Below are 12,433 nucleotides of genomic sequence, written 5' to 3' on the forward strand. Positions count from 1 at the left end.
GTGCCAGCCGGGCCAGGGCGGCCTCATCCAGGGCGGGCAACACCTGCAAGGGCGGGCTGAACAGGCTGGTTTCCGAGAGCAGGGCCTGGCCACGGGCGCTGCGCAAATCGTTGAGCAACGGCAACACCACCAGGGGCCAGTCGCGCCGGGCACTGTGGACGCGGTCCAGATACAACGGCAATTGGCTGAACGCTTGCTGCAGCAGGCGCAGGGCTTCATCGAGCTGGCTGACGCGGCCCTCCTGCAGGGCAATCACCAGTTGCTCCATCTCTTCGGCCAGCAAAGCCGCGCCATAGAATTCCACCATCAGCAAACTGCCATGCACCTGATGAATGCAATCCAGGCACTGTTCCAGCACGTCGGCGGCTGGCCGCTGGGCATAGGCGTCCAGCGCCACTCGGGCCTGTTTCAGGGTATGGGCAATTTCGCCTTTGACCCATTCAAGGGCCACATAGTCGTGCCGGTCAACCATAACGACTCCAGTCAGAATTGCAGCGCATTACTGTGGCTCATGGTCTTTGGACGGAGCAGGCAAAGTAAAACCGGACACCGAGCGCCGCAGCTGGCTGGCCATTTTGGCCAGATTGCCGATGCTTTCGGCGGTCGCCGTGGAGCCGGACGAGGTCTGATTGGTGATTTGCTGAATAACACTCATGGTCAGGGAAATCTGCGCCGCCGAAGTGGTCTGCTTTTGTGCGGCATTGGAAATACTTTGAATCAGGTCTGCCAGGTTTTGCGACACCCCTTCGATCTCTTCCAGCGCCACGCCAGCGTCATGGGCCAGACGGGCACCGCGCACCACTTCGGTAGTGGTTTGCTCCATCGAAATCACGGCCTCGTTGGTATCGGCCTGAATGGCCCGCACCAGGGTTTCGATTTGCCGCGTCGCCGCCGATGAGCGCTCGGCCAGGCGCTGCACTTCGTCGGCCACCACGGCAAAGCCGCGCCCGGCATCACCGGCCATCGAGGCCTGAATGGCAGCGTTGAGCGCCAAAATATTGGTCTGATCGGCAATATCATCAATCAGGCTGACGATATCGCCGATTTCCTGTGAGGACTCGCCAAGACGCTTGATTCGCTTGGCGGTGTCCTGGATCTGATCGCGAATATTGTCCATGCCGCGGATGGTGTTATGAACCACTTCATTGCCCTTGTTGGCAATCGCTACGGAACGCTCGGCAACCGCCGAAGATTCGGAAGCGTTGGCCGATACCTCGTCGATCGAATGGGCCATTTCCTGGATCGCCCCGGAGGCCTCGGCAATCTGCTGGGCCTGATGCTCGGAAGCTTCGGCAAGCTGCATGGCGGTGGCCTGGGTTTCCTGTACCGCTGCCGCCACCTGGCCTGCTGTCAGGTTGATGGTGGCCACCAGTTCACGCAGCTGGTCGATGGAGTAATTGATCGAGTCGGCGATGGCACCGGTGAAATCTTCGGTCACCGAGGCGGTCACCGTCAGGTCGCCGTCCGCCAGATCGGCAATCTCGTCAAGCAAGCGCATGATCGCGTTCTGGTTTCGCTCGTTCTTTTCCGCCGTCTCGCGCAATTGGCGATTGGTTTCGCGCACCATCACCAGGCCGATCAAGATAATCGATGCCAGTGCCAGCAAGCCCAGAACATAACCGCCGATGATATCCAGCGAGCGCCCGTTGGCGAGGTTTTCAAAACCATTGGCCAGGGTCGAGGCTTCATCGAGGAGGGTTTGCGACAGGCTGAAAATGTTGTTTGCCGCTTCGCGCACATGGAACAGTTGCGGCGAGGTTTCAAGGATTTCATCCACCGTACCGGACACAAACTGGAACAGCTCGGAAATCTCCTGCAAGCGGGCGCGGGCATCCTTGTCTTCAACCTGGGTAATTCTCATCCCTTCATTGCCTTCGAGCATGCCGTTGAGCACCAGCCCGAAGCGGTTGGCATCACGGCCAAAGGCACCGGCGGCCTGGGCAGCGTTTTCGTCACCGGCCAGCACGGTATTGACCGCACCCAGAATACGCTCGGCCAACAAGGACTGGCGCTGGGCCAGCGCCACCTGGCTGGCTGGGGCGCCACGTTGCAAAAGGATTTCGACGACTTTTTCGTATTCGACCTGCAACTGCGGCACGGTCTCGGCCAGGGTTGCAGCCACCTGATGCAGCGACAGCACGGTTTGTTCGCTGGCCAGAATGGCGTTGACGTTGTTGAGCAGCAGCTCCCAGTCACGTTGCACCGCCTGCATTTCTTTATGTACGGCTGCAGGAGCAGGAGGCAGGCCGGTGGCCGGGTCGCCTTTTCTCAGATAACCCCAGCGCTGGCTGAAATCATTGCGCGCATCAATCAGCAACTTGAATGCGGCGGCTTTGCCGGCAGCGGCCTCGGTGGCGTTTTTGGCGATACGCTGGGACAGCACCCGCAACTCACCTGCGTGGCTGATGTACTGCTTGTCGTAGTTGGACTGGGTATTGAGGTAAGCAAAGTTGGCGAATAACAGCATGATGAACACGATCAGGGCGATAAAAAGCACGATGATCTGCGAACGACTGCGCGACCCTTCCAGTGGTTTAGCGGTATTGGCTGTGGTCATCGATCAGGTCCCGAAATCCCGTTTTAAAGCTGAAAGCCTGCTCATACGGCCACCGCCCAGAACTGTGGCGCCCGGGCCAGGGCAAACGGGCTGAACACCCACCACAGGTGCTCAGCGGCAAAGTGCCCTTGCACATAAGGTGCAAATACCGGGTGGGGCAAGGTTTGCGTATCCGTATTGAGGTCGGCATGGGCGAAGTGCTGCATGCCCTGCACTTCATCGACCTGCAAGCCGACAAACACGTCTTTGTATTCCAGCACCAATACACGGCGCTGTTTACGCAAGGGTGACAGCTCGACCCCGAAAAAACCGCACAGATCCATGATCGGCAGCAGTTGCCCACGCAAATTGGCCACACCCTTGACCCAGGGTTTTACCCCGGGCAGCAGGGTGAACCGTGGTTCATGCAGGATCTCGGCAATTTCGCCCATCGGCGCCACAAAACAATGCTCGCCGATGCGAAAACCAATACCGCTCCAGGTGTCGAGCTGCGCCTGTGCAGGCGCCAGACCCGCCGCCAGCGAGCGACAACGCTGGTCGATCTCAAGCAGCAGTTCGAAGGCTGTCAGTGCGCCGGGCATAGGGTGACCGTCATTTAGGAGGGTTTTCTTCCAGGATTTGTTTCACCTTGAGGATCAGTTGCTCTTCATCCACCGGTTTGGTCAGGTAGCCCTTGGCACCCTGGCGCTGGGCCCAGACCATGTCGGTTTCCTGATCCTTGGTCGTCACGACGATCACCGGGATGTTGCCGGTTTCCGGATCTTTTGTGAGCTGACGCGTCGCCTGAAAGCCGTTGAGGCCCGGCATCACAATGTCCATCAAGACCACATCGGGCTTTTCCTGACGCGCCAGGGCAACACCGTCTGCGCCGTTTTCGGCCTTGAGCACTACATGGCCGTGCTTTTCGAGCATGCCGGTCAATTTGTACATTTCAGTCGGCGAATCATCGACGATCAGAATGCGAGCCATGGTGTTCCCCATTTATCAGGTGGTTGGCCGGCTGGCCGGTGTTATTGGGCACTTTGGGTGATAGTGAAGGCTGGCACATGTGCCTTGATTGCGCTCAGCAGTTCGTCGCGACTGAAGGGCTTGGTCAAAAATTGATCAGAGCCAACAATCCGCCCCTTGGCCTTGTCGAACAGACCGTCCTTGGACGACAACATGATCACCGGGATCGACTTGAAAGCCCGGTTGCTTTTGATCAGGGCGCAGGTCTGATAGCCATCCAGGCGCGGCATCATGATGTCGACAAAGATAATGTGCGGGTGGTGGTCGACAATCTTGGCCAGCGCATCAAAGCCATCGATGGCGGTAATCACCTCGCAGCCCACGTTTTTCAACAGCGTTTCGGCGGTGCGGCGAATGGTTTTCGAATCGTCGATCACCATCACCTTCAAGGCGCTGGAATGCTTTTCCATATCTGCTCTACCATCGCCAAGGCGACCCGTTTTGTTACAACTGTACGGCCTGAAACCCCAACTCCTTGATGGACAAGGGCTGCAAGCACTGTGCGAGCCTTTTTAGCACAGTCACGACCTTCAATCTATCGAAGGGCTGCGGGCTGACTGGAGCAGGCGGTTTTTCCTTGACCGGGGCCACACTCAGCGCCACTCTGGCGCCACTTTTCAAAGCCTTTGCGCCCACTATTTATTTGAGGAATTTGCCATGAGCGTTCGAGTCGGGATTGTCATGGACCCCATTGCGGGCATCTCCTATAAAAAGGACAGCTCGCTGGCCATGTTGCTGGCAGCCCAGGACCGTGGCTGGACCCTGTTCTACATGGAGCAGCAAGACCTTTACCTGAATGAAGGCAAGGCCCGGGCCCGCATGAAGCCGCTGAAGGTGTTCGCCAACCCGCAAAAGTGGTTTGAGCTGGACGCCGAGACCGACACGGCCCTGAGCGATCTGGACGTGATCCTGATGCGCAAGGACCCGCCCTTCGACATGGAGTTTGTGTACTCCACCTACCTGCTGGAACAGGCCGAGCGCGATGGCGTACTGATCGTCAACAAACCGCAGAGCCTGCGCGACTGTAACGAAAAACTGTTCGCCACCCAGTTCACCCAATGCACGCCGCCAACCGTGGTCAGCCGCCGCGCCGACGTGCTGCGTGAATTTGCTGCCTTGCACGGTGACGTGATCCTCAAACCGCTGGACGGCATGGGCGGCACCTCGATTTTCCGCCACCGAGTGGGCGACCCGAACCTGTCGGTGATTCTCGAAACCCTGACCAACAACGGCACCCAGCAGATCATGGCGCAGGGCTATTTGCCGGCGATCAAGGATGGCGACAAACGCATCCTGATGATTGACGGCGAGCCGGTAGATTACTGCCTGGCGCGTATTCCGGCGCAAGGTGAGACCCGCGGCAACCTCGCCGCAGGCGGTCGTGGCGAAGCCCGCCCGTTGAGCGAAAAGGACCGCTGGATTGCAGCTCAGGTCGGCCCGACGCTGCGTGAAAAGGGTCTGCTATTTGTAGGTCTGGACGTAATCGGTGAGCACCTGACTGAAATCAACGTTACCAGCCCGACCTGCATCCGCGAGATCGATAATGCGTTCGGCACCAATATCGGCGCCCTGTTGATGGATGCGATCGAGCGCAAGCTCGCTGCACGCTGATCTGCAAGCCCTATAAAAGACCAACATTGCGCTATCATGGGCACCCCGTGAAACCCGCGATGTTGGTCTTTTTGCCATGACACTTCCCAACGACCTGCCCCCCGAACTCGGCCATAAAGGCGTGCGTGCGGCCGATCGCCTCGGATTTACCCTGTTTGTCGCGGCACTGCTGCATATTGCAGTGATCGTCGGCGTGGGGTTCAACATGGAAGCGCCCAAACAGATCAGCAAAACCCTGGAAATCACCCTGTCCACGTTCAAAAGCGAAAAAGCGCCGGAAAAAGCCGACTTTTTAGCCCAGGACAACCAGCAGGGCAGCGGCACGCTGGACAAGAAAGCCGTGCCCAAGACGACGGAAATCGCCCCTTTCCAGGACAACAGCGTCAAGAAGGTCACCCCGCCGCCTGCCGCCAAACCCGAACAGACCCAGGCCGCACCCAAGGCCGCCGTGACTACCGTGGCGCCCACGGCAAAAAAAGCCCCGAGCCAGCCGCAGAAGGTCAAGACCGAAGCGGCACCCAAGGCCAGCATTCCAACGTTCGACAGTTCCCAGCTGTCCAGCGAGATTTCCAGCCTCGAAGCCGAACTGGCCAACGAGCAGCAGCTGTACGCCAAGCGCCCGAAGATCTACCGCATGAGCGCGGCTTCGACCATGCGCGACAAGGGCGCCTGGTATAAAGAAGACTGGCGCAAGAAGATTGAACGCATCGGCAACCTCAACTACCCCGAGCAGGCACGCCGGGAAAAGATCTACGGCAAACTGCGCCTGCTGGTGTCGATCAACCGCGACGGTTCGCTGCATGAAGTGCTGGTGCTTGAATCGTCGGGCCAACCGCTGCTGGACCAGGCGGCACAACGCATCGTGCGCCTGGCGGCACCTTTTGCCCCCTTTACCGGTGATCTGGCGGACATCGACCGGCTGGAGATCATCCGCACCTGGAAATTCGCCGAAGGCGACCGCCTGTCCAGCAACTGAAGCACTGTGGGAGCGGGCTTGCTCGCGATTGGATCGCTGCGTTTTAACGTTAAACCGCGCCGCCTGTATCGCGAGCAAGCCCGCTCCCACAAAGACCCAGGAATCTTGAGCTGCAAACTTGTCAGTTCACGCTGCCAGCGCCACACTAAGACTCATGAAAAAACACGCGCCGACTTACCTCAAGCATCAATTCCTGATCGCCATGCCTCATATGGCCGACCCGAACTTTGCCCACTCCTTGACCTACATCGTCGAGCACACGGCCAATGGTGCCATGGGGTTGATGATCAACCGTCCGCTGGAACTGAACCTGGCGGATGTTCTTGAGCAGTTGCGCCCGGAAAAACTTTCTTCACCCCTGTGCCAGCACGTGCCGGTCTTCGGTGGCGGGCCTGTCATGATCGACCGTGGCTTTGTCCTGCATCCGGCAAGCATGAACTTTGACGCGACCGTCGAACTCGACGACGGGCTGGCCCTGAGTACCTCTGCCGATGTGTTGTTCAGCATTGCCGACGGCCGCGGCCCGAACCGCAGCCTGATCTGCCTGGGCTATGCCGGCTGGGATGCTGGCCAGCTGGAGGCCGAATTGGCCGACAACGCCTGGCTGACCTGCCCCTATTCCGCTCATATCCTGTTTGATACCCCAAGCGAGCTGCGCCTCGACGCAGCCGCCAAACACCTCGGAGTGAACCTCAATTTGTTAAGCACCCAAGCAGGCCATTGCTGATGGCCAGCCTTCGTTTACTGCTGGGCTTCGACTACGGCACCCGCTCCATCGGCGTGGCTGTGGGCCAGATGATTACTGGCCAGGCCCGCGAACTGTGCAACCTGAAAGCCGAGAATGGCATCCCCAAGTGGGAAGAAATCGAAAAGCTGATCAAGGAGTGGCAGCCCGACGCAATGGTGGTCGGCATGCCCCTGAACATGGACGGCACCCCGAGCGACTTCTGCGCCCGGGCGCAGAAATTTGCCAATCGTCTGAATGGCCGCTTCAATTTGCCGGTTTTTACCCATGATGAACGCCTGACCACCTTCGAGGCCAAGGGCGAGCGCCGGGCCCAGGGCGGCCAGCGCGGCAGCTACCGCGACAACCCCGTTGATGCCATCGCCGCCAAACTGGTGCTGCAAGGCTGGCTCGACGAAAACCCGGCGCACTCTCAAGACTGACCCGGCGCTTGTACAATTGACCCGCCTCATTGTTTGCGCCCGCCGCCGCACGTTCTGCTGCGCGGGCCTTTTAAGGAGCCACCATGATCCTGCCTGTTCCCGCTGAACTGATCTCCCAGATGGCCCTTGATCTCAAGGCCCACCTGGCCCGTCGCGGTATCACCGAACCACGTTACATCGGTATCCGCACCGGCGGCATCTGGGTTGCCCAGGCGCTGCTCAAGGCGCTGAACAGCGACGCCCCGCTGGGCACGCTGGACGTGTCGTTCTACCGCGATGATTTCAGCCAGAACGGCCTGCACCCGCAAGTGCGGCCTTCCGAATTGCCATTCGAAATTGAAGGCCAGCACCTGGTGCTGATCGACGATGTGCTGATGAGCGGTCGGACCATTCGCGCAGCGCTGAACGAGCTGTTCGACTATGGTCGTCCGGCCAGCGTGACCCTGGTCAGCCTGCTGGACCTGGACGCCGCCGAGCTGCCGATCCGTCCGGATGTGGTGGGCGCGACCTTGTCGCTCAAGCCGAGCGAGCGGGTAAAATTGTCCGGCCCCGCGCCACTGACACTCGAACTTCAAGACCTAGCCCTCTAAGAGACCATTGCGATGACGCCTACAGACGCCAAGCGCCCGCTGCAGCTCAATGATCAGGGCCAGCTGCGCCACTTTCTGTCGCTCGACGGTTTGCCCCGTGAACTGCTGACAGAAATCCTCGACACCGCCGACTCGTTCCTTGAAGTCGGCGCCCGAGCCGTGAAAAAAGTCCCGTTGTTGCGCGGCAAGACCGTGTGCAACGTGTTCTTCGAAAACTCCACCCGCACCCGCACCACCTTTGAAATGGCCGCCCAGCGCCTGTCGGCCGACGTGATTACGCTGAACGTGTCGACCTCGTCGGCGAGCAAGGGCGAAACCCTGCTCGACACCCTGCGCAACCTAGAAGCCATGGCCGCCGACATGTTTGTGGTGCGCCACGGTGACTCCGGCGCCGCGCACTTCATTGCCGAGCACGTGTGCCCGCAGGTGGCAATCATCAACGGCGGCGACGGCCGCCATGCCCACCCGACCCAGGGCATGCTCGACATGCTGACCATCCGTCGGCACAAGGGCGGCTTCGAAAACCTGTCGGTGGCCATCGTCGGTGACATCCTGCACTCGCGGGTGGCACGTTCGAACATGATCGCCCTCAAGACCCTGGGTTGTAAGGACATTCGCGTTATCGCGCCGAAGACCCTGTTGCCGATCGGCATCGAGCAGTACGGCGTGAAGGTCTACACCGACATGACCGAAGGCCTGAAAGACGTGGATGTGGTGATCATGCTGCGCCTGCAGCGCGAGCGCATGTCCGGTGGCCTGCTGCCGAGCGAAGGCGAGTTCTACCGCCTGTTCGGCCTGACCACCGCCCGCCTGGCCGGGGCCAAGCCTGATTGCATCGTGATGCATCCGGGGCCGATCAACCGGGGGGTCGAGATTGAATCCGCGGTGGCCGATGGCCCGCACTCGGTGATCCTCAACCAGGTGACCTACGGCATTGCCGTGCGCATGGCGGTGTTGTCCATGACCATGAGCGGGCAAACCGCCCAGCGCCAATTCGAACAGGAGAACGCCCAGTGAAGCTCAGCATTCTCGGCGCCCGTGTAATTGATCCGACCAGCCAGCTGGATCAAGTGACTGACCTGCACCTGGAGGCCGGCAAGATCGTTGCCATTGGCGCAGCGCCAGCCGGTTTCACCCCGACGCAAACCATCGAAGCCAAAGGCCTGGTGGCCGCCCCCGGGCTGGTTGACCTCAACGTTGCCCTGCGTGAACCGGGCTACAGCCGCAAAGGCACCATCGCCAGCGAGACCCGCGCGGCTGCGGCCGGTGGCGTCACCAGCCTGTGCTGCCCACCGCACACCAAGCCGGTGTTGGACACCTCGGCCGTTGCCGAGCTGATCCTTGACCGCGCCCGCGAAGCCGGTAACTGCAAGGTGTTCCCGATCGGTGCATTGAGCAAAGGCCTGGACGGCGAGCAACTGGCCGAACTGATCGCCCTGCGCGACGCGGGCTGCGTGGCATTTGGCAACGGCCTCAACAGTTTCAGCAACACCCGCACCCTGTGCCGGGCACTGGAGTACGCCGCCACGTTTGACCTGACGGTGATCTTCCACTCCCAGGATCGTGATCTGGCCGAAGGCGGGATTGCCCACGACGGTGCAATGGCTGCGTTCCGAGGCTTGCCGGGCATTCCGGAAACCGCCGAAACCGTAGCCCTGGCCCGCGACCTGCTGCTGGTTGAACAAAGTGGCGTGCGCGCACACTTCAGCCAGCTGACCAGCGCCCGTGGCGTGGCCCTGATCGCTCAGGCCCAGGCTCGTGGCCTGAAAGTCACTGCGGATGTGGCGTTGTATCAGCTGATTCTGACTGACGAAGCACTGGTGGATTTTTCCAGCGTTTACCATGTGCAACCGCCACTGCGCACCCGCGCCGACCGTGACGGCCTGCGCGAAGCTGTGAAGTCGGGCGTGGTGCAAGCCATCTCCAGCCATCACCAGCCCCACGAACGCGATGCCAAACTGGCACCGTTCGGCGCAACCGAACCGGGCATGAGCAGCGTTGAAGTGCTTCTGCCGCTGGCGATGACACTGGTAGAAGACGGTTTGCTCGACCTGCCGACGCTGCTCAACCGCCTGAGCGCTGGCCCGGCTGACGCCTTGCGCCTGCCAGCCGGCAAGCTGGCAGTGGGTTCGGCGGCGGACCTGGTGCTGTTTGACCCGGCGGCCTCGACCCTGGTCGGTGAACAATGGCACTCCAAAGGCGACAACTGCCCGTTCCTCGGCCATTGCCTGCCGAGTGCCGTGCGTTATACGCTGGTGGATGGGCGGATCAGTTACGAAGGCTAACGCGCTACCAATAACCTGTAGTCGTGGGAGCGAGCCTGCTCGCGAAGATCATTCGCGAGCAGGCTCGCTCCCACAGAGGCAGGATTTGTGTCTTAACGACGCTCTGCGTTCTTGATCGAAATCTGATCGTTCAGAGTCCAGAAGTCATACAGGACGCCGATCAGGAAAAAACCGCCGGTGAACAGGTAAATGATCCCTGTGATCCATTTGCCCATGTACATCCGATGTACGCCCAAGACGCCCAGAAACGTCAGCAGAATCCAGGCCACGCTGTAGTCAGTATTACCTGCGGTAAACCGCAAGTCGGCTTCACGGTCCATGCTCGGGATCAGGAACAAGTCGATCAACCAGCCAATACCCAACAAGCCCAGGGTGAAAAACCAGATCGTCCCGGTTACCGGCTTGCCGTAATAAAAGCGGTGCGCGCCCAGGAAACCAAAAATCCACAGCAAATAGCCCAGAACTTTGCTGTGAGTATCGCGCTGAACATCGTCTCGATAGCCGCTCATAAATGCCCTCTTTGCTGCTGATAGAAAAATATTGTGAAGTTTTTTGTGACTTTTTTACTGTCGTGCAAAAGGTAAAAGTGTCTTACAGAAATTGGCGCAAAGCCTTGTGTTACCTGACCTGCACCCTCGCCATGCGACAATTTGCCATCATCGTTACGGAAATTGACCCTACAGTCCACCTGACAAATGGCCTGAGAAAGGACAAAAAAGCTGTTATAAAGTTTCGCGTTTATAACCATTGAGCCCTGCCGAATGCGTCCTATATTCAAGACATGGCTAACCATTTGCCTATTATTGCCACTGGCCGCCCACGCCACCAATCGTGAGCAACACCTTCCTTCGGGCTTCACCGGCTACACCGCAAAGTCATCTGCGAGTGCGCCTTATGTTGCCTCTACCAGCAAGACCGTAGCACGTCCTGCCTCCAGTAAAGCCCACCGCAAGGCCCCGGGCAAAATTGCGGCCGCTTCCCTGGCCGCCGCCAACAAGCAGAGCAGCACGGTGCTGAGCCGCGCCGTCAACGTGCTGGGCACCCCTTATCGTTGGGGCGGCAGCAGCCCAAGTAAAGGGTTCGACTGCAGCGGGCTGGTCAAATACGTCTTTAATGACGTGGCCGCCGTTGATTTGCCACGCACCTCCAGCGAAATGGCCAGCGGCCATGGCCAAAAGGTCGAGCGCAAGGACTTGAAGCCTGGCGACTTGCTGTTTTTCAACATCAAGAGCCGCAAGGTCAACCACGTTGCCATCTACCTGGGCAACGACCGCTTTATCCACGCTCCGCGTCGCGGCAAGTCGGTGACTATCGACACGCTGCAAAAGCCTTACTGGCAGAACCACTATGTGGTTGCCAAGCGTGTGCTGCCTAAAGAGAAAGGCGCGCTGCAGGTTGTGCAACGCTAAGCGCAGGCAAATCATGCAGCCGCTTCCAGCGGCTGCATGCCAACCAGGTCAGCGATATCCATCCCCCCTCCCAATTCCAGTAGAATGCCGCTGACTTTCACAACAGCGGGCTTACACGAATGTCCACGATAGCAGGCAACATTGCCCGGGTTGAGGCGCGCATCCGTGCAGCCGCACTGGCTGTGCAACGTGATGTAACAAGCATTCATCTACTCGCTGTCAGCAAGACCAAACCTGCTGGCGCGCTGCGTGAAGCCCATGCCGCGGGCATTCGCGACTTTGGCGAAAACTACCTGCAGGAAGCCCGCGCCAAACAGCTCGAATTAGCCGACCTGCCCTTGTGTTGGCACTTCATCGGCCCCATTCAATCGAACAAGACGCGCGACATCGCCGAGCATTTTGCGTGGGTGCATTCCGTTGACCGGCTCAAAATTGCCCAGCGCCTGTCTGAACAGCGCCCGGCAAACCTGCCGCCGCTCAATATCTGCATTCAGGTCAATGTCAGCGGTGAGCCCAGCAAGTCGGGCTGTACCCCGGCAGACCTTCCTGCGCTGGCGGCCGCCATCAGCGCCCTGCCACGCTTGAAACTGCGCGGCCTGATGGCGATACCCGAGCCCACGGAGGACCGCGCCGAGCAGGACGCAGCCTTTGCGACAGTACGCACATTGCAAGAAAGCCTGGACATGGGCCTTGATACGCTTTCAATGGGCATGAGCCATGACCTGGAGTCTGCGATTGCCCAAGGCGCCACCTGGGTACGCATCGGCACGGCATTATTTGGCGCCCGCGACTACGGCCAGGCCTGAAACGGCCTGTCTCATTTTTTATAA

At 59.6% G+C, this 12,433-nt stretch carries 15 protein-coding genes; 9 read left to right on the forward strand and 6 right to left on the reverse strand.

Annotated features, from left to right (window positions below):
* The 5 genes from GHO03_RS05250 to pilG all read right to left on the reverse strand — a co-directional run.
* On the reverse strand, positions 1 to 472 hold a 472-nt coding region (locus GHO03_RS05250), incomplete at its 3' end, for an Hpt domain-containing protein (protein WP_153399330.1).
* A 27-nt stretch (positions 473 to 499) separates the two neighbouring features.
* Complete coding sequence (locus tag GHO03_RS05255; RefSeq protein ID WP_153399332.1) at positions 500 to 2,557, reverse strand: methyl-accepting chemotaxis protein; 2,058 nt, start codon at positions 2,555 to 2,557, stop codon at positions 500 to 502.
* A 41-nt stretch (positions 2,558 to 2,598) separates the two neighbouring features.
* Positions 2,599 to 3,138 (reverse strand): chemotaxis protein CheW, encoded by a 540-nt coding sequence (locus GHO03_RS05260; protein ID WP_094999866.1) that lies wholly within the window; start codon positions 3,136 to 3,138, stop codon positions 2,599 to 2,601.
* Between the two features lie 10 nt (positions 3,139 to 3,148).
* Positions 3,149 to 3,526, reverse strand: coding sequence for a twitching motility response regulator PilH (gene pilH, locus GHO03_RS05265; RefSeq protein ID WP_095019611.1), 378 nt, complete (start codon positions 3,524 to 3,526; stop codon positions 3,149 to 3,151).
* 41 nt (positions 3,527 to 3,567) lie between these two features.
* A complete protein-coding gene (pilG, locus tag GHO03_RS05270) occupies positions 3,568 to 3,975 on the reverse strand; it encodes a twitching motility response regulator PilG (protein WP_095019610.1) in 408 nt (135 codons plus the stop codon).
* A 247-nt stretch (positions 3,976 to 4,222) separates the two neighbouring features.
* Between pilG and gshB the strand changes: the two genes are divergently transcribed.
* The 7 genes from gshB (at position 4,223) to GHO03_RS05305 (ending at position 10,194) form a co-directional block, all read left to right on the forward strand.
* Positions 4,223 to 5,176, forward strand: coding sequence for a glutathione synthase (gene gshB, locus GHO03_RS05275; protein WP_094999863.1), 954 nt, complete (start codon positions 4,223 to 4,225; stop codon positions 5,174 to 5,176).
* Between the two features lie 76 nt (positions 5,177 to 5,252).
* Entirely contained in the window at positions 5,253 to 6,152 is a 900-nt protein-coding gene (locus GHO03_RS05280; RefSeq protein ID WP_133144071.1) for an energy transducer TonB, read from the forward strand.
* 154 nt (positions 6,153 to 6,306) lie between these two features.
* Positions 6,307 to 6,879 carry a YqgE/AlgH family protein gene (locus tag GHO03_RS05285; protein WP_094999861.1) on the forward strand — a complete coding sequence of 191 codons (573 nt, stop codon included), beginning with the start codon at positions 6,307 to 6,309 and terminating at the stop codon, positions 6,877 to 6,879.
* Positions 6,879 to 7,319 carry a Holliday junction resolvase RuvX gene (ruvX, locus tag GHO03_RS05290; RefSeq protein WP_088378774.1) on the forward strand — a complete coding sequence of 147 codons (441 nt, stop codon included), beginning with the start codon at positions 6,879 to 6,881 and terminating at the stop codon, positions 7,317 to 7,319. The genes GHO03_RS05285 and ruvX overlap by 1 nt, the downstream gene beginning before the upstream one ends.
* An 83-nt stretch (positions 7,320 to 7,402) precedes the next feature.
* A complete protein-coding gene (gene pyrR, locus GHO03_RS05295; protein WP_095023228.1) occupies positions 7,403 to 7,909 on the forward strand; it encodes a bifunctional pyr operon transcriptional regulator/uracil phosphoribosyltransferase PyrR in 507 nt (168 codons plus the stop codon).
* A 12-nt stretch (positions 7,910 to 7,921) separates the two neighbouring features.
* Positions 7,922 to 8,926 (forward strand): aspartate carbamoyltransferase catalytic subunit, encoded by a 1,005-nt coding sequence (locus tag GHO03_RS05300; RefSeq protein ID WP_094999859.1) that lies wholly within the window; start codon positions 7,922 to 7,924, stop codon positions 8,924 to 8,926.
* Positions 8,923 to 10,194, forward strand: a complete 1,272-nt coding sequence (locus GHO03_RS05305) for a dihydroorotase (protein ID WP_094999858.1) — start codon at positions 8,923 to 8,925, stop codon at positions 10,192 to 10,194. Before GHO03_RS05300 ends, GHO03_RS05305 begins: the two co-directional genes overlap by 4 nt.
* 92 nt (positions 10,195 to 10,286) lie before the next feature.
* Here the strand turns inward: GHO03_RS05305 and GHO03_RS05310 are convergent, their stop codons facing one another.
* Complete coding sequence (locus tag GHO03_RS05310) at positions 10,287 to 10,703, reverse strand: TM2 domain-containing protein (RefSeq protein WP_094999857.1); 417 nt, start codon at positions 10,701 to 10,703, stop codon at positions 10,287 to 10,289.
* Between the two features lie 252 nt (positions 10,704 to 10,955).
* Here GHO03_RS05310 and GHO03_RS05315 point away from each other — a divergent pair, with 252 nt between their 5' ends.
* Together GHO03_RS05315 and GHO03_RS05320 are read left to right on the forward strand one after the other, a co-directional pair.
* The gene (locus GHO03_RS05315; protein ID WP_153399334.1) at positions 10,956 to 11,603 is read left to right on the forward strand and encodes a C40 family peptidase; all 648 of its coding nucleotides are present in this window, start codon (positions 10,956 to 10,958) and stop codon (positions 11,601 to 11,603) included.
* Between the two features lie 119 nt (positions 11,604 to 11,722).
* Entirely contained in the window at positions 11,723 to 12,409 is a 687-nt protein-coding gene (locus GHO03_RS05320) for a YggS family pyridoxal phosphate-dependent enzyme (protein WP_153399336.1), read from the forward strand.
* Positions 12,410 to 12,433: the final 24 nt, after the last annotated feature.

The sequence above is a fragment of the Pseudomonas sp. FSL R10-1339 genome (assembly GCF_009600545.1).
Classification (GTDB): Bacteria; Pseudomonadota; Gammaproteobacteria; order Pseudomonadales; family Pseudomonadaceae; genus Aquipseudomonas; species Aquipseudomonas bubulae.